Raw genomic sequence first — 16,836 nt, 5'->3', positions numbered from 1 at the left:
TGTGACTGCTGCTTGCGTCGTTTTCCGGTTACCCGGCACAACGACGCAAGACTGCGTCCAGCGGACGTTCCGCGGTGAGTCTTGCGCGCAAGGCTCACGACGGGCAAACCGCCGTGGTTTCTTATTATCTACTTAGCGTTTTTTCTTGTTGGCAATGTGGATGGCGCCGCCATTCACTGCCAACGCCGCTTCGTGCAACGCTTCGGACAGGGTCGGATGGGAGAAAACCATCATGCCGATGTCTTCAGCGCTGGTGCCGAATTCCATACCGATCGCGCCTTGCTGTACCAGCTCGGCAGCGCTTGGGCCAATCACGTGGACGCCCAGGATACGGTCGGTCTTGGCATCAGCGATGACCTTGACGAAACCGCCGGTATCGTTGGCTGCCATGGCACGGCCACTGGCGGCGAACGGGAAGGTGCCGATGTTAACTTCAACGCCTTCGGCTTTCAAAGCCTGTTCGGTTTTACCGACCCATGCAATTTCCGGGTGGGTGTAGATAACCGATGGGATCAGGTCGTAGTTCATCTGGGCTTTGTGGCCCTTGATGCGCTCGACAACCATGATGCCCTCTTCCGAGGCCTTGTGTGCCAGCATCATGCCGCGAACCACGTCACCGATGGCGTAGACGCCCGGTACAGCGGTGGCGCAATGGTCGTCGACGTGCACGAAACCGCGCTCGTCCAGCACTACGCCGCAATCAGCCGACAGCAGGTCGGTGGTCACTGGGCGACGGCCAACGGCAACGATCAGCTTGTCGAACGTGATGGTCTGTTCGCCGGCAGAGTCGGTGTAGGTCACCACGACTTCTTTGCCCTTGTTGACCTTGGAACCGGTCACGCGTGCGCCCAGCTTGATGTCCAGACCTTGTTTGGTCAGGGTTTTCAGCGCTTCCTTGGAGATGGCGGTGTCGGCAGCCATCAGGAAGGTGTCCAGGGCTTCCAGCACGGTGACTTCCGCGCCCAGACGGGACCAGACGGAACCCAGTTCCAGACCGATCACGCCCGCACCGATCACGCCGAGGCGCTTCGGTACTGCTTGGAATTCCAGGGCGCCCGTCGAATCGACGATCACGTTCTGGTCAACCGGAGCCGGTGGAATGTCGATCGGACGCGAGCCTGGAGCCAGGATCACGTTCTCGGCTTCGATCACTTCAACCGTGCCGTCCGGCTTGGTCACTTCGACTTTCTTGCCCGCCAGCAGCTTGCCGTGGCCTTCGATCGAAGTCACGCCATTGGCCTTGAACAGCATGGCCACGCCGCCGGTCAGGTTCTTGACGATACCGGCCTTGCGACCAACCATCGCCGGCACGTCCATTTTGACGGCGCCGGTGGAGATACCGTGGATGGCAAAACCATCCTTGGCTTCATGGTACTTCCAGGAGCTGTCCAGCAGCGCCTTGGAAGGAATGCAGCCAACGTTCAGGCAAGTACCGCCGAGGGCCAGCTTGCCCTCTTTATCCTGGTACTTCTCGATGCAGGCAGTCTTGAGACCAAGTTGCGCTGCCTTGATGGCGGCTACATAGCCGCCAGGGCCCGCGCCAATCACTACCACGTCGAATTTCTGGGTCATAAAAAGGTTCCTTTTTAGCGGCAAGCTACAAGCCGCAAGCCACAAGTTCAAAGCCGACCGAACCCGCTTTGGGCTCGAGGCTCGTCACTTGCAGCTTGCAGCTGCTTTTTAGATATCCAACAGCAGGCGAGCCGGGTCTTCCAGCAGGTTCTTGATGGTCACCAGGAAAGACACCGCTTCCTTACCGTCGATCAGGCGGTGATCGTAGGACAGCGCCAGGTACATCATCGGCAGGATCACCACTTCACCTTTGACCGCCATCGGGCGCTCGTTGATGTTGTGCATGCCCAGGATGGCGGCTTGTGGCGGGTTGACGATCGGCGTCGACAGCAGGGAACCGAATGTACCACCGTTGGTGATAGTGAACGTACCGCCGGTCATTTCGTCGATGGACAGCTTGCCGTCACGGGCTTTCTTGCCGTAGGTAGCGATGCCGTTTTCGATTTCGGCCAGGCTCATCAGCTCGGCGTTGCGCAGAACCGGAACCACCAGGCCACGGTCGCTGGACACTGCAACACCGACGTCGGAGTAGCCGTGGTAAACGATGTCGGCGCCGTCGATCGAAGCGTTGACAGCCGGGAAGCGTTTCAGCGCTTCGGTAGCCGCTTTCACGAAGAACGACATGAAGCCCAGGCGTACGCCGTTGTGGGTCTTCTCGAACAGGTCCTTGTACTTCGAACGCAGGTCCATGATTGGCTTCATGTTCACTTCGTTGAAAGTGGTCAGCATCGCCATGTTCGACTGAGCTTCAACCAGACGCTTGGCCACGGTGGCACGAACGCGGGTCATCGGCACACGCTTCTCGACACGGTCGCCAGCAGCGAACACAGGCGCGGCGGCGGCCGGAGCGGCAGCCTTGGCCGGTGCAGCGGCAGGTGCGGCTTTCTTGGCGGCAACAGCAGCGACGACGTCTTCCTTGGTCACACGACCGCCTTTGCCGGTGCCGGCAACGGAAGCGATGTTGATACCGTTTTCTTCAGCCAGCTTGCGAGCAGCCGGAGCAGCCACTGGATCGTCTTCGCCGGCAGCAGCCGGTGCGGCAGCCTGGGCAGCAGCTGGTGCTGCGGCGGCGGCAGGAGCAGCGGCAGCAGCGCCGCCTTCAACGATGGAGCCCAGGACTTCGTCGGACAGAACGGTGTCGCCTTCGTTCTTGACGATAGCGCCCAGCACGCCGTCAGCGGTAGCCAGTACTTCCAGGACCACTTTGTCGGTTTCGATGTCGACGATCAGGTCGTCACGCTTGACAGCATCGCCCGGTTTTTTGTGCCAGGTGGCAACGGTGCCATCGGCAACCGATTCCGGGAAAGTGGGGGCTTTGATCTCGATAGCCATTATCTGTGGTTCCTTAAATTCGGTTTCAGGTGCGCGAAGGCGTTAAACAGTAAAGGCATCTTGCAGCAGTTTTTCCTGCTGCTCAGCGTGCATCGATGCATAACCACAAGCCGGTGCAGCAGAGGCGTCACGGCCGGCGTACTCAAGTACCAACGACTTGTTGTGTCCGCCAACGATGCGACGCATGTGATGCTGACTGCTGTACCAGGCGCCCTGGTTCATCGGCTCTTCCTGACACCAGACGATGTGCTTGAGGTTCTTGTACGGACCCAGGATTTCGATCAGATCGTCTTCCGGGAACGGATACAGTTGCTCGATACGCACGACAGCGATGTCGTCACGGCCTTCGGCACGACGTTTTTCCAGCAGGTCGTAGTAGACCTTGCCGCTACACAGAACGAGACGAGTAACCTTTTTCGGCTCCAGGGCATCGATTTCCGGGATAACGGTCTGGAACGAACCTTCGGCCAGATCTTCCAGCGTGGAAATGGCCAGTTTGTGACGCAGCAGCGACTTCGGAGTCAGCACGATCAGCGGCTTGCGCAGCGGACGGATGACCTGGCGACGCAGCAGGTGGTAGATCTGTGCCGGGGTGGTCGGCACGCAAACCTGGACGTTGTGCTCGGCGCACAGCTGCAGGTAGCGTTCCAGACGGGCCGAGGAGTGCTCCGGACCCTGACCTTCATAACCGTGCGGCAGCAGCATGGTCAGACCGCACAAACGGCCCCACTTGTGCTCGCCACTGGTGATGAACTGGTCGACAACCACCTGGGCACCGTTGGCGAAGTCGCCGAACTGGGCTTCCCAGATCACCAGCGCCTCTGGCGTGGTGGTCGAGTAACCGTATTCGAACGCCAGCACGGCTTCTTCCGACAGGAACGAGTCGTACAGGTCAAAGCGTGGCTGACCCTCGTACAGGTTCTGCAACGGAATGTAGGTGCCCGCGTCTTTCTGGTTGTGCAGCACGGCATGACGGTGCGAGAACGTACCGCGGCCGATGTCCTGGCCGGTCATGCGGATCGGGTGACCTTCGAACGCCAGGGTCGCGTACGCCATGGTTTCGGCGTAACCCCAGTTGATCGGCAGGCCGCCGGCTTGCATTTTCTGACGGTCTTCGTAGATCTTCGCGACCTGACGCTGAACCACGAAGCCTTCCGGGATTTCCAGCAGCTTGGCGGACAGTTCCTGCAGGGTCTTCAGATCGAAGCGGGTATCGTGACGTGCAGTCCACGCGTGACCCAGGTACGGGCGCCAGTCGACGAACAACTCCTTGTTCGGTTCCTTGACCAGGCTTTTCACTACGTGCAGACCATTGTCCAGCGCGTTGCGGTACTCGTCGATTTTTGCCTGAACCCGCGTTTCATCCAGGACATTGGCCTGAACCAGACGCTCGGCGTACAGCTCACGGGTGGTGCGCTGCTTGGTGATCTGCTGGTACATCAGCGGCTGGGTGCCACTCGGTTCGTCGGCCTCGTTGTGGCCACGACGACGGTAGCAGACCAGGTCGATCACCACGTCGCGCTTGTACTGCATGCGGTAGTCGATGGCCAGCTGGGTCACAAACAGGACAGCTTCCGGATCATCGCCATTCACATGGAGGATCGGCGCCTGGATCATCTTCGCAACGTCGGTGGCGTACTCGGTGGAACGCGAGTCCAGCGGGTTGCTGATGGTGAAACCGACCTGGTTGTTGATCACGATGTGCACGGTGCCGCCGGTCTTGAAACCGCGGGTCTGCGACATCTGGAAGGTTTCCATGACCACGCCTTGACCGGCAAATGCCGCGTCGCCGTGGAGGGAAATCGGCAGAACCTTGTCACCGGCCGCATCATTGCGACGGTCCTGGCGTGCACGCACCGACCCTTCGACCACTGGAGAAACGATTTCCAGGTGGGATGGGTTGAACGCCATCGCCAGGTGAACTTCACCGCCGGTGGTCATCACGTTGGACGAGAAGCCCTGGTGGTATTTCACGTCACCGGAACCCAACTCGACCTTCTTCTTGCCTTCGAACTCGTCGAACAGATCACGCGGGTTCTTGCCGAAGGTGTTGACCAGCACGTTCAGACGGCCACGGTGGGCCATGCCGATAACGATTTCCTTGGTGCCGTAGGAACCGGAACGCTGGATCAGCTCGTCGAGCATCGGAATCAGGCTCTCGCCACCTTCCAGACCGAAACGCTTGGTACCCGGGTATTTGGTACCCAGGTATTTTTCCAGACCTTCGGCGGCGGTGACGCGCTCGAGCAGGTGGCTCTTGATGTCCGCGGAGAAGGTCGGACGGCCGCGCACGCTTTCCAGACGCTGCTGGAACCAGTGGCGTTGCTCGGTATCGACGATGTGCGTGAATTCAGCGCCGATGGTGCGGCAATATGTCTGCTGCAACGCTTCGTGAATTTCGCGTAGGCTCGCTTCCTCTTTGCCGATGAACAGGTCGCCGGCACGGAAGGTCGTATCAAGATCGGCATTGGTCAAGCCGTAATGATTGATCGACAGGTCTGCAGGTGCAGGACGCTGCCACAGTCCCAGCGGGTCAAGCTGGGCTGCCTGGTGGCCACGCATCCGATAGGCCTGGATCAATCGCAGCACTTCAACCTGCTTCTTCTCGTGCTCACTGCTCACGCTGCCGGCGGAAACCGGTTGGGCGCGGCGCTGGTTCTTTGCCAGCAAGACGAAATGATCGCGGATTGTCGAGTGCGAAACATCGGTGGCAGCGTTGCCGTCAGCGGGCAACGTCTGAAATTTGGTGCGCCACTCTTCTGGCACAGCGTTAGGGTCGTGCAGGTAGAGCTCGTAGAGCTCTTCCACATAGGCAGCGTTACCACCTGAAAGATAGCCGCTGTTCCACATGCGCTGCATCACGCTTTCTTGCATGCTTGGTCACCCTCGGTTAGGGGACACCACCGGCGAAAACACCGCGCAAGCTTGCAGAAGTCCGAATACAGCGACCAAAACAAGCCACTTGGGATCACGCTGATAGTCCGGGTACCAGCCCGGATGCCCCTGCTGGTCTCATTTCTTCAAAAATAAGAGCCACAGCTTTATGAGCCGTTGCTCTGGTTATAGCCGGGGCGCGGGTTGAAGCCCGTGCCCTGGCCTTTCTACGGTTACAGCTACTACATTTACAACCGTCAGGTTACAACCGCTGAATCACACGCCGCTTTGCAGCAACATGTTACGGATGTGACCGATAGCCTTGGTCGGATTCAGGCCCTTCGGACAGACGTTGACGCAGTTCATGATCCCGCGGCAGCGGAAAACGCTGAACGGGTCATCCAGCGAAGCCAGACGCTCGGTGGTCTTGGTGTCACGGCTGTCTGCCAGGAAGCGGTACGCTTGCAGCAGGGCGGCCGGGCCCAGGAACTTGTCGGGGTTCCACCAGAAGGACGGGCAGGAAGTCGAGCAGCAAGCGCACAGGATGCACTCGTACAGACCGTCCAGCTTCTCGCGCTCTTCCGGCGTCTGCAGACGTTCGATGGCCGGAGCCGGCGTGTCGTTCTGCAGGAATGGCTTCACCTTCTCGTATTGCTTGTAGAAGATGCTCATATCGACGACCAAGTCACGGATCACTGGCAAACCAGGCAGTGGACGCACCACCAGCTTGTTGCCCTTGACCACGGCGGACAGCGGCGTGATGCACGCCAGGCCGTTCTTGCCGTTGATGTTCATGCCGTCGGAACCGCACACGCCTTCACGGCACGAGCGACGATAGGAGAAACCTTCGTCCTGTTCCTTGATCAGGGCCAGTACGTCCAGCACCATCAAGTCCTTGCCACCGGTGTCGACCTGGAAAACCTGGGTTTTCGGCGCGGCGTCGGTGTCCGGGTTGTAACGATAAACTTCGACTTGCAACATATCGATCACCCTTTAGTAAGTCCGGACTTTTGGTTCGAAAGTCGGAACGGTCTTCGGCGAGAAGTTAACGGCACGCTTGGTCACACGCTTCTCACCCGGGAAGAACAGGGTATGGCACAGCCAGTTTTCGTCGTCGCGCTCTTCAAAGTCTTCACGGGCGTGAGCGCCGCGAGACTCTTTGCGATGCTCAGCGGCAATCGCCGTGGCTTCGGCCACTTCCAGCAGGTTCTGCAACTCGAGCGCTTCGATACGCGCGGTGTTGAAGGCCTGGGACTTGTCGTTGATCTTGACGTTGGCAATACGCTTGCGCAGGTCAGCCAACTGGGCGATGCCCTTCTGCATGTATTCGCCGGTACGGAATACACCGAAGTAGTTCTGCATGCAGCTTTGCAGCTCGCGACGCAGGGTCGCCACGTCTTCGCCATCGGTACGCTCGTTCAGAGCGGACAGACGTGCCAGTGCCGCCGTGATGTCGGCGTCGGTGGCGTCGTCGTAGTCGATACCGTCGGTCAGGGCTTTTTCCAGGTGCAGGCCGGCCGCACGGCCGAAGACCACCAGGTCGAGCAGCGAGTTGCCGCCCAGGCGGTTGGCACCGTGAACCGATACGCACGCCACTTCACCGACCGCGAACAGGCCAGGGATGATGGTGTCGACGCCTTCGGCGTCCTGGGTGATGGCCTGACCATGGATGTTGGTGGCAACGCCGCCCATCATGTAGTGGCAGGTTGGAACGACCGGAACCGGCGCGACGACCGGGTCGACGTGGGCAAAGGTCTTGGACAGCTCACAGATACCTGGCAGACGGCTGTGCAGCACTTCCTCGCCGAGGTGATCGAGTTTGAGCAGCACGTGGTCGCCATTCGGGCCACAGCCGTTGCCGGCAATGATTTCCTTGACCATCGAACGTGCTACCACGTCGCGACCGGCCAGGTCTTTCGCGTTCGGAGCATAACGCTCCATGAAACGCTCGCCGTGCTTGTTGATCAGGTAACCGCCTTCACCGCGGCAACCTTCGGTGACCAGTACACCGGCGCCGGCGATGCCGGTCGGGTGGAACTGCCACATTTCGATGTCTTGTACCGGCACGCCAGCACGCAGGGCCATGCCGACGCCGTCACCGGTGTTGATCAGGGCATTGGTGGTGGACGAGTAGATACGACCGGCACCGCCGGTGGCCAGAACGGTGGCCTTGGCGCGGATGTAGCTGGTTTCGCCGGTTTCGATGCAGATGGCGATCACACCGACGAACGCGCCGTCCTGGTTCTTCACCAGATCGACAGCGTAGTACTCGTTCAGGAACACGGTACCGGCTTTCAGGTTGCCCTGATACAGGGTGTGCAGCAGCGCGTGACCGGTACGGTCGGAAGCAGCGCACGTCCGTGCAGCCTGACCGCCTTTACCGTAATCCTTCGACTGACCGCCGAATGGACGCTGGTAGATACGGCCTTGCTCGGTACGCGAGAACGGCATACCCATGTGGTCCAGCTCGTAAACGGCAGCCGGGCCTTCCTGACACATGTATTCGATAGCGTCCTGGTCACCGATATAGTCGGAACCCTTGACGGTATCGTACATGTGCCAGCGCCAGTCATCGTTCGGATCGGCGGACGCGATGGCGCAGGTGATGCCACCCTGGGCCGATACGGTGTGCGAACGGGTCGGGAACACCTTGGTGATCACGGCCGTCTTGTGACCGCCCTGGGCCAGTTGCAGTGCGGCACGCATGCCCGCGCCGCCGCCGCCAATGATGATGGCGTCGAAAGAAATCGTTGGAATGTTAGCCATGAATCAGATACCCCAGAGAATCTGCACACCCCAGACGAAGTACGCGAACATCGCAACGCCGCATACCACCTGGAAAAGGAAACGTATGACAGTCGCGGACTTGCCGAACGCCATTGGCGTCAGGTAGTCGGTCGCGATGGTCCACATGCCGACCCAGGCGTGAGCGCCCAGGGCCACCAGGGCCAACAGACTGAAGATGCGCATCCCGCTGTGAGCGAACAGACCGTGCCACTGAGCGTAGCCCAGGCCCGGGTTCGCAATGACGTATCCGATCAGGAAAATGAAGTAAGCCGCGAGAACGACCGCCGACACGCGCTGTGCCATCCAGTCATAGAGGCCCGAACGCGAGAGGTTTGTGACGTTGGTTACCATATCCAGACTCCTGCCAGCACGATAATCACCACGGAAACGGCGATAACGATTTTCGAGCCCAGCTTGCCGCCTTCCAGCGTTTCACCGATGCCCATGTCCATGATCAGATGGCGCACACCGGCAACCAGGTGATACAGCAAGGCGGACAGGATGCCCCAAATCACTAGCTTGGCTAGCGGACTGGTCAAACACGCTTTCACCTGACCGAAGCCTTCCTCGGAACTCAGCGACTTGTCCAATGCGTAAAGCATGATGGCCAGGCTGACAAAGAGGATGACACCGGAAATACGGTGAAGAATGGACGTGTAAGCAGTGACTGGGAGTTTGATGGTCCTTAGGTCGAGGTTTACAGGTCGTTGGCTTTTCACGGCTTTTTTTTCACTGATGAGCCCTAACGATCAGGGCAAAGTTGTTGGGCAAGTGCACTGGTCAGGTACCCACCACCCAGGGAGTGACGACCCCCAATAAAACAGGCCCAAAAGCCTCTGGCGGTCGGCTGCCGAGTATAGACAGTTAGGCTACTAATGACAACGCAAAGGACTCCCCCTAATGGCTCATTGCGTTAGCAGGATAAAAGGCGTAAATAGCCGTCAATTTCGAGGAAAAGCTCCGCCCAAAGCCGCCTACGACAAGACTTTTGGCAAATTGACATTCGAATTTATCTCACTATAGTGGTGCGGGCCCTGCGTGGGGGGCCTGTCTGATGATTTCAAGCATAAATAGGAGGCCACATGGCTGACAAAAAAGCGCAGTTGATCATCGAGGGCGCAGCCCCCGTCGAGCTGCCCATTTTAACCGGCACCGTTGGTCCCGATGTAATCGACGTGCGGGGCCTGACGGCCACGGGCCGGTTCACATTCGACCCAGGCTTCATGTCGACCGCTTCCTGCGAGTCGAAGATCACCTATATCGACGGCGATAACGGCATTCTGCTGCACCGCGGCTACCCGATCGAGCAACTCGCCGAGAAATCCGACTACCTGGAAACCTGCTACCTGCTGCTCAACGGCGAACTGCCGACAGTAGAGCAGAAGGCCCAGTTCGTCAGCACCGTGAAGAACCACACCATGGTGCACGAGCAGTTGAAGACCTTCTTCAACGGCTTCCGTCGCGACGCCCACCCGATGGCCGTCATGTGCGGCGTGGTTGGCGCCCTGTCGGCTTTCTACCACGACTCCCTGGACATCAATAACCCCCAGCACCGCGAAATCTCCGCGGTCCGCCTGGTGGCCAAGATGCCAACCCTGGCAGCGATGGTTTACAAGTACTCCATGGGTCAACCCATGATGTACCCGCGCAACGACCTGTCGTACGCGGAAAACTTCCTGCACATGATGTTCAACACCCCGTGCGAGATCAAACCGATCAGCCCGGTACTCGCCAAGGCCATGGACCGGATCTTCATCCTCCATGCCGACCACGAGCAGAACGCTTCGACCTCCACCGTGCGTCTGGCGGGCTCTTCGGGTGCCAACCCGTTCGCCTGTATCGCCGCCGGTATCGCCGCGCTCTGGGGCCCTGCCCACGGCGGCGCCAACGAAGCGGTCCTGACCATGCTCGATGAAATCGGCGATGTCTCGAACATCGACAAGTTCATCGCCAAGGCCAAGGACAAGAACGATCCGTTCAAGCTGATGGGCTTCGGTCACCGGGTCTACAAGAACCGCGACCCACGCGCCACCGTAATGAAGAAGACCTGCGACGAAGTACTGAAAGAGCTGGGTATCAAAAACGATCCGCAGCTGGAACTGGCCATGCGTCTCGAAGAGATCGCCCTGACCGACCCGTACTTCATCGAGCGTTCGCTGTACCCGAACGTCGACTTCTACTCGGGGATCATCCTCAAGGCGATCGGCATTCCAACCAGCATGTTCACCGTGATCTTCGCCCTGGCGCGGACCGTGGGCTGGATCTCCCACTGGAAGGAAATGCTCTCCAGCCCGTACAAGATTGGCCGCCCGCGCCAGCTGTACACCGGCTACGAGTCGCGTGACATCACCCAGCTGGAAGACCGCAAATAAGGTTTGCCCCAGGGTAAGACCTTAGCTGCACCGGAAACGGCCTCTTGATAGAGGCCGTTTTTGTTTGTGCTTCGCGCTGAGCGCGACCGACCAATAAAAAATGCCCCGATCTCTCGACCGGGGCATTTCGTTTCAACAGTGCTTATCTATAAGAACCGCTACAAGCCTTAGTGGGAAACCGCCCCGCTCGCCCCCAGACCGGTCTGCGAACGCACGAACTGCGGGAAGAACAGCGCCCGCTCCTTCTCGGCTGCCGCCGACTTGTCGGTGATGGAGAAGAACCAGATCCCGACAAACGCAATGATCATCGAGAACAGCGCCGGGTACTCATACGGGAAGATAGCCTTCTCGTGATGCATGATCTGCACCCAGATGGTCGGGCCGAGGATCATCAGCCCCACTGCGCTGATCAGGCCCATCCAGCCGCCGATCATCGCGCCACGGGTGGTCAGCTTCTGCCAGTACATGGAAAGCAGCAGCACCGGGAAGTTGCAGCTGGCGGCAATGGAGAACGCCAGGCCGACCATGAACGCGATGTTCTGACTTTCGAACAGAATGCCCAGGCCGATCGCCAGTACGCCAAGGGCGATGGTGGTGATCTTCGAGACGCGGATCTCATCCTTCTCGTTGGCCTTGCCCTTCTTGATCACGCTGGCATACAGGTCATGGGACACCGCCGAGGCACCGGCCAGGGTCAGGCCGGCTACCACCGCGAGGATGGTGGCAAAGGCCACGGCCGAGATAAAGCCGAGGAACACGCTGCCGCCTACCGCGTTGGCCAGGTGCACCGCCGCCATGTTGTTACCACCGAGCAACGCGCCCGCCGCATCCTTGAAAGCCGGATTGGTGCTGACCAGCAGGATCGCGCCAAAACCGATGATAAAGGTCAGGATATAGAAGTAGCCGATGAAACCAGTGGCATACAGCACGCTCTTGCGCGCTTCCTTGGCGTCGCTCACGGTGAAGAAGCGCATCAGGATGTGTGGCAGGCCGGCGGTACCGAACATCAGTGCCAAGCCCAGCGAGAAGGCCGAGATCGGATCCTTCACCAAGCCGCCAGGGCTCATGATCGCCTCACCTTTGGGGTGAACCTTGGTCGCTTCGGCAAACAGCATGTTGAAGTCGAAGTTGACGTGCTTCATCACCATCAGCGCCATGAACGAGGCACCGGACAGCAACAGCACCGCCTTGATGATCTGCACCCAGGTGGTCGCCAGCATGCCGCCGAACAGCACATAGAGGCACATCAGGATGCCCACCAGGATCACCGCCACGTAGTAGTCGAGGCCGAACAGCAGCTGGATCAGCTTGCCGGCACCGACCATCTGGGCGATCAGGTAGAACGCCACCACCACCAGCGAACCGCAGGCCGACAGCGAGCGGATCTGGGTTTGCCCGAGGCGATAGGAGGCTACGTCGGCAAAGGTGTACTTGCCCAGGTTACGCAGGCGCTCGGCGATCAGGAACAGAATGATCGGCCAGCCCACCAGGAAGCCGATGGAGTAGATCAGGCCGTCGTAGCCCGAGGTGTAGACCAGCGCGGAAATCCCCAGGAAAGAGGCCGCCGACATATAGTCACCGGCAATCGCCAGGCCGTTCTGGAAACCGGTGATCTTGCCGCCCGCGGCGTAGTAGTCGGCGGCCGACTTGTTGCGTTTGGAAGCCCAGTAGGTGATGCACAGGGTGAGGCCGACGAACACCACGAACATCGCGATGGCCGCCACATTGAGGGGTTGCTTGTGCACTTCGCCGGTCAGGGCGTCAGCCGCCAGGACCAGGGGCGCGAAGGCCGAGCCGGCCAATACTGCCAATAGACGCCGGATCATTGTTGGGCCTCCTTGAGAATCTCGTTGTTCAGGTCGTCGAACTCGCCATTGGCGCGACGCACATAGATGGCCGTCAGGACGAACGCCGAAACGATCAGTCCGACACCCAACGGGATACCCCAGGTGATGGAAGAGCCAGGACTGAGCTTGGCGCCCAGAATCTGTGGCCCGTAGGCGATCAATAGAATGAAAGCCGAGTAAAGTCCGAGCATGATCGCCGAAAGTATCCAGGCGAAGCGTTCCCGTTTCCTGACCAGCTCCTTGAAACGCGGGCTGTTTTGAATCGAGAGGTAAATGCTGTCGTTCATTGTTTTTATCCTCGCAGCACAGATGAGATGAAACATTTTTCACTTTAGGCGGCTGGAGAAGCGAAACCAGACGACCTTAGTATTAGAACGACATTACGATTTCGCCAGTTTTTGCCCGAATCCCGCACCGTCGCCGACGGAGAGGGGTTACGCCAGACGAAAAAAAGCCGCATGACGGGCTGTCATGCGGCTTTTTCGAGGGACTGCGCGGGTGGAGGTGTTACTTGATCCACTCGGCTACGCGGTCCGGGTGCTTGGCAACCCAATCCTTGGCCGCGACGTCCGGCTTGGCGCCATCCTGGACGGCCAGCATGACTTCGCCGATCTCATCCTTGGAGGCCCACTGGAATTTCTTCAGGAACGCCGCCACTTCCGGCGCTTTGGCTTCCAGGCCTTTGCTGCCGATGCTGTTGACGGTCTCAGCCGCGCCGTAGACGCCTTTCGGGTCGTCCAGGAAGCGCAATTTCCACTTGGCGAACATCCAGTGCGGGACCCAACCGGTCACGGCAATGGATTCATGTTTCTCTTCGGCACGGGTCAACTCGGCGATCATCGCCGCGCCCGAACTGGCTTGCAGCTTGTAGTCCAGACCGTAGTCCTTGATTGCCTGGTCGGTCTTGAGCATCACGCCTGAACCGGCGTCGATACCGACGATCTTGTTCTTGTAGGTGGTGTCATCCTTCAGGTCGGCAATGGACTTGGCCGTGACGTACTCTGGCACGATCAGACCGATCTTGGCGTCCTTGAAGTTGGGGCCGTAGTCGACCACCTTGTCCTTGTTCTTGGCCCAGTACTCACCGTGGGTCACGGGCAGCCAGGCAGAGAGCATGGCATCGAGCTTGCCGGTGGCAACGCCCTGCCACATGATCCCGGTCGCCACAGCCTGCAGCTTCACGTCGTAACCCAACTTCTGCTTGATCACCTCGGCCGCCACGTTGGTGGTGGCAACGCTGTCGGACCAGCCATCGACATAACCGATGGTGATTTCCTTACCAGCGGCACTCACCACGGTGGAGCCGATCGCCAGCGCCAGAACGGCACCAGCGCCTAAGAGTCGTCGCATCTTCATCGTTACTTCCCCGAAATGCTGCACCCGACGATTGCCGGGCGACGTCAACGTATTGTTTTGGTGCACAGCGCCCCCATCACGCCTCACCGCCAAACCGCCCGATCATCAGCGGAGTACTGACGCCCTGATCATCAACCCGCCCAGCCCTTCGACCTGCTCTGACAGCGACCTCAAGACAGCGAGAAACGACATCAGAACGCCAGCAGTCGGGGCCTGGAGAAATCCCTTCATTTATTGCGCTCGAACTTTGCATGACAAAATGCTGCACGGGCCCTGGGCCTGAAGAAATCCGGGTAAGATGCGCGGCTTTGTTCCCATACGGCCCGACCATGTCCGCCACTGCCCGCTTCCCGTTCCTGCCTTATTTATTCGCTTGCCTGCTCGGGCTCCTTGCACTCTGCGGCTTCTGGTATGGCCTTGGCCAACCGGTAATCCTGCCCGATGCGGCGACGCCGACGCACAAGCTGCAATGTGCCTCCTACACCCCGTTCGACAAGGACCAGTCGCCCTTCGACCAGCCGTTCAAACCGCGCCCCGAGCGCATGGATGCGGACCTGGCGTTGTTGTCGACGCGCTTCGACTGCATTCGCACCTATTCCCAGGCCGGCCTGGAAATGCTCCCCGAACTGGCGCGCAAGCACGGCCTGAAGATGATGATCGGTGCCTGGGTCAGCGCCGACCCGGTGGCCACCGAGCAGGAAGTCGACGCCCTGATCGCCTCGGCCAACGCCAACGCCGATGTGGTCACCGCGGTGATCGTCGGCAACGAAGCCCTGCTGCGCAAGGAAGTGACCGGCGACCAACTGGTCAAGCTGATCCAGAAGGTCAAGGCCCATGTGAAGCAACCGGTCACCTATGCCGACGTCTGGGTGTTCTGGCTGGAACATCCACAGATCGCCCCCGCCGTGGACTTCCTGACCATTCACCTGCTGCCGTATTGGGAGGATGAGCCTTCCAGCATCGACCACGCTCTCGAGCATGTCGCCCAGGTACGCGAGGAGTTCGGCAAACGCTTCGCGCCCAAGGACATCCTGATCGGCGAAACCGGCTGGCCAAGTGAAGGCCGCCAGCGGGAAACCGCACTGCCGAGCCGAGTCAACGAAGCCAGGTTCATTCGTGGCTTTGCCACCCTGGCCGAACAGAACGGTTGGCACTACAACCTGATCGAGGCGTTCGACCAGCCGTGGAAACGCGGCAGTGAAGGCGCCGTCGGCGGTTACTGGGGCCTGTTCGATGCCGATCGCCAGGACAAGGGCGTATTGGCCGGTCCGGTCTCGAACCTGCCGCAATGGCCGCTGTGGCTGGGCTTGGGCGGGTTGATTTTCCTCGGCACGTTGCTGATCGCCGGGCGGGTTCGCAGCACCCGGGCGGCGCTGCTGGTGCCGTTGCTGGGCGCACTGGCGGGCTGCTCCATCGGCGCCTGGGGTGAATTGGCGCGGGTCACCAGCCGGTTTACCGGTGAGTGGATCTGGGCCGGCTTGTTGCTAGCGCTGAATCTGCTGGTGCTGGCACATGCGGCGTTGGCCCTGGGTAGCCAGGCCGGCTGGCGCGCAGGCCTGTTCAAATCCCTGGAGCGACGCGCTGGCTGGCTGCTGGTGGGCGCGGGCTTTGCCGCGGCGGTGATGATGCTGGAACTGGTGTTCGATCCGCGCTACCGCAGCTTCCCGAGCGCGGCCTTGTTGCTGCCGGCGCTGGTGTTCCTGGTACGTCCGGTTCGCGGTCCGCGTCGGGAGATGGGGTTGCTGGCGTTGATCATTGGCGCCAGCTTGGCTCCGCAGCTGTACCGTGAAGGTCTGCAAAACCAGCAGGCCTGGTGCTGGGCGCTGGTCTGCGTGCTGATGGTTGCCGCGTTGTGGCGCAGCATTGTGGTGAGCAGGCAAGCCCCAGTGCCAGTCAGTTAAGAGCGATCTCAAGTCTGGCCGAAATTTGTGGTGAGCGGGCTTGCCCGCGCTGGGGTGCGAAGCGCCCCCAAAACCAGCGGACCCGACCTATCAGGCATACCGAGATAACCGGATTTACGACTGCTTCGCAGCCGAACGCGGGCAAGCCCGCTCGCCACAAGAGCTTGCCCGGCTGCAAGTTTCCTTAACTAGATGACACCGAGTCACGCGATGCTCTGACCAACCGCAACCCCGCAATCACCAGTCCAAACACCGCCAGGGTGGTGTTATACAACGCCAGCGCCGGAAACCCGGCCAGCATCGCCAACACCGCCAAGCCCCGGCCCAGGCGCCCCGGTGCCACAAACGCCAACACCGCCGCGACCAGCGCGGTCCAGCCCAGCGTCTTGAAGTGGATCAACCAACCCAGGTTCGAACGCGCCTGGCACTGCCAGCGCTGCGCCTCATCCATGCACAAGCCAACCCACTGCCCGTCCTCCATCAACCCATAACGCACGCCATAACTGGCAGCCAGCCACAACGGCAGGACAATAAGCAGCAGAACCAGCGGCAAACGGCGAGACATGGACGACTCCGATAAGCGAAAACGGCGCCCAGCATAATCGCCAGAACCGCCTATGCAAGCGCTCACCACACATAAGTGTTCGGCAAACTGCGGCAAAGTGTATCGTTGCCAGGCAATTGCTCGGCGCAACCCGGTCTAAAATATTTTTTTAGCGTCGGGACATGGCACTTCGGCAGTACCCCCGTGGTCATAGCCTGCGAACCTCATTCAGCGCTTTCCTTCAAAGGGAT

Annotated in this window: 13 protein-coding genes; 2 read left to right on the top strand and 11 right to left on the bottom strand. The window is 59.9% G+C overall.

The window, feature by feature from the left end; genetic code table 11:
* Positions 1 to 132: 132 nt before the first annotated feature.
* From lpdA to sdhC, 7 genes are all read right to left on the bottom strand, one after another.
* On the bottom strand, positions 133 to 1,572 hold the full coding sequence (gene lpdA, locus HX866_RS21890; RefSeq protein WP_177094461.1) for a dihydrolipoyl dehydrogenase: 1,440 nt from the start codon (positions 1,570 to 1,572) through the stop codon (positions 133 to 135).
* A 108-nt stretch (positions 1,573 to 1,680) separates the two neighbouring features.
* A complete protein-coding gene (gene odhB, locus HX866_RS21885; RefSeq protein WP_177094459.1) occupies positions 1,681 to 2,904 on the bottom strand; it encodes a 2-oxoglutarate dehydrogenase complex dihydrolipoyllysine-residue succinyltransferase in 1,224 nt (407 codons plus the stop codon).
* Positions 2,905 to 2,946: 42 nt separating this feature from the next.
* Positions 2,947 to 5,778, bottom strand: coding sequence for a 2-oxoglutarate dehydrogenase E1 component (locus HX866_RS21880; RefSeq protein WP_177126535.1), 2,832 nt, complete (start codon positions 5,776 to 5,778; stop codon positions 2,947 to 2,949).
* Between the two features lie 276 nt (positions 5,779 to 6,054).
* A complete protein-coding gene (locus tag HX866_RS21875) occupies positions 6,055 to 6,759 on the bottom strand; it encodes a succinate dehydrogenase iron-sulfur subunit (RefSeq protein WP_100940979.1) in 705 nt (234 codons plus the stop codon).
* A 12-nt stretch (positions 6,760 to 6,771) separates the two neighbouring features.
* A complete protein-coding gene (gene sdhA, locus HX866_RS21870; protein WP_177126537.1) occupies positions 6,772 to 8,544 on the bottom strand; it encodes a succinate dehydrogenase flavoprotein subunit in 1,773 nt (590 codons plus the stop codon).
* Between the two features lie 3 nt (positions 8,545 to 8,547).
* The gene (sdhD, locus tag HX866_RS21865; protein ID WP_177094453.1) at positions 8,548 to 8,916 is read right to left on the bottom strand and encodes a succinate dehydrogenase, hydrophobic membrane anchor protein; all 369 of its coding nucleotides are present in this window, start codon (positions 8,914 to 8,916) and stop codon (positions 8,548 to 8,550) included.
* On the bottom strand, positions 8,910 to 9,284 hold the full coding sequence (gene sdhC / locus HX866_RS21860; protein WP_040065285.1) for a succinate dehydrogenase, cytochrome b556 subunit: 375 nt from the start codon (positions 9,282 to 9,284) through the stop codon (positions 8,910 to 8,912). The genes sdhD and sdhC overlap by 7 nt, the downstream gene beginning before the upstream one ends.
* Positions 9,285 to 9,647: 363 nt before the next feature.
* Between sdhC and gltA the strand changes: the two genes are divergently transcribed.
* The gene (gene gltA, locus HX866_RS21855) at positions 9,648 to 10,937 is read left to right on the top strand and encodes a citrate synthase (RefSeq protein ID WP_177094451.1); all 1,290 of its coding nucleotides are present in this window, start codon (positions 9,648 to 9,650) and stop codon (positions 10,935 to 10,937) included.
* Positions 10,938 to 11,104: 167 nt separating this feature from the next.
* Here the strand turns inward: gltA and HX866_RS21850 are convergent, their stop codons facing one another.
* From HX866_RS21850 to HX866_RS21840, 3 genes are all read right to left on the bottom strand, one after another.
* A complete protein-coding gene (locus tag HX866_RS21850) occupies positions 11,105 to 12,763 on the bottom strand; it encodes a cation acetate symporter (RefSeq protein ID WP_177094449.1) in 1,659 nt (552 codons plus the stop codon).
* Positions 12,760 to 13,071, bottom strand: a complete 312-nt coding sequence (locus HX866_RS21845) for a DUF485 domain-containing protein (RefSeq protein ID WP_177094448.1) — start codon at positions 13,069 to 13,071, stop codon at positions 12,760 to 12,762. The genes HX866_RS21850 and HX866_RS21845 overlap by 4 nt, the downstream gene beginning before the upstream one ends.
* A gap of 220 nt (positions 13,072 to 13,291) precedes the next feature.
* Positions 13,292 to 14,140, bottom strand: a complete 849-nt coding sequence (locus tag HX866_RS21840) for a glycine betaine ABC transporter substrate-binding protein (RefSeq protein WP_121133619.1) — start codon at positions 14,138 to 14,140, stop codon at positions 13,292 to 13,294.
* A 329-nt stretch (positions 14,141 to 14,469) separates the two neighbouring features.
* On the opposite strand from HX866_RS21840, the gene HX866_RS21835 reads away from it, so the two are divergent.
* Complete coding sequence (locus HX866_RS21835; RefSeq protein WP_177140407.1) at positions 14,470 to 16,041, top strand: glycoside hydrolase family 17 protein; 1,572 nt, start codon at positions 14,470 to 14,472, stop codon at positions 16,039 to 16,041.
* A gap of 184 nt (positions 16,042 to 16,225) precedes the next feature.
* Here HX866_RS21835 and HX866_RS21830 read toward each other — a convergent pair whose 3' ends face one another.
* A complete protein-coding gene (locus HX866_RS21830; protein ID WP_177140406.1) occupies positions 16,226 to 16,606 on the bottom strand; it encodes a hypothetical protein in 381 nt (126 codons plus the stop codon).
* Positions 16,607 to 16,836 lie beyond the last annotated feature (230 nt).

Source organism: Pseudomonas gingeri (assembly GCF_013386165.1).
GTDB lineage: Bacteria > Pseudomonadota > Gammaproteobacteria > Pseudomonadales > Pseudomonadaceae > Aquipseudomonas > Aquipseudomonas gingeri_C.
The sequence above is the reverse complement of the archived record's forward strand: the minus strand, read 5'-3'. Positions and strand labels throughout refer to the sequence as shown.

Coding starts and splice junctions, on each gene's coding strand:
- HX866_RS21875 (WP_100940979.1), bottom strand. CDS start 6,759: ATGTTGCAAGTCGAAGTTTATCGTTACAACCCGGACACCGACGCCGCG.
- gltA (WP_177094451.1), top strand. CDS start 9,648: ATGGCTGACAAAAAAGCGCAGTTGATCATCGAGGGCGCAGCCCCCGTC.
- HX866_RS21850 (WP_177094449.1), bottom strand. CDS start 12,763: ATGATCCGGCGTCTATTGGCAGTATTGGCCGGCTCGGCCTTCGCGCCC.
- HX866_RS21840 (WP_121133619.1), bottom strand. CDS start 14,140: ATGAAGATGCGACGACTCTTAGGCGCTGGTGCCGTTCTGGCGCTGGCG.
- HX866_RS21845 (WP_177094448.1), bottom strand. CDS start 13,071: ATGAACGACAGCATTTACCTCTCGATTCAAAACAGCCCGCGTTTCAAG.
- HX866_RS21835 (WP_177140407.1), top strand. CDS start 14,470: ATGTCCGCCACTGCCCGCTTCCCGTTCCTGCCTTATTTATTCGCTTGC.
- sdhA (WP_177126537.1), bottom strand. CDS start 8,544: ATGGCTAACATTCCAACGATTTCTTTCGACGCCATCATCATTGGCGGC.
- lpdA (WP_177094461.1), bottom strand. CDS start 1,572: ATGACCCAGAAATTCGACGTGGTAGTGATTGGCGCGGGCCCTGGCGGC.
- HX866_RS21830 (WP_177140406.1), bottom strand. CDS start 16,606: ATGTCTCGCCGTTTGCCGCTGGTTCTGCTGCTTATTGTCCTGCCGTTG.
- odhB (WP_177094459.1), bottom strand. CDS start 2,904: ATGGCTATCGAGATCAAAGCCCCCACTTTCCCGGAATCGGTTGCCGAT.
- HX866_RS21880 (WP_177126535.1), bottom strand. CDS start 5,778: ATGCAAGAAAGCGTGATGCAGCGCATGTGGAACAGCGGCTATCTTTCA.
- sdhD (WP_177094453.1), bottom strand. CDS start 8,916: ATGGTAACCAACGTCACAAACCTCTCGCGTTCGGGCCTCTATGACTGG.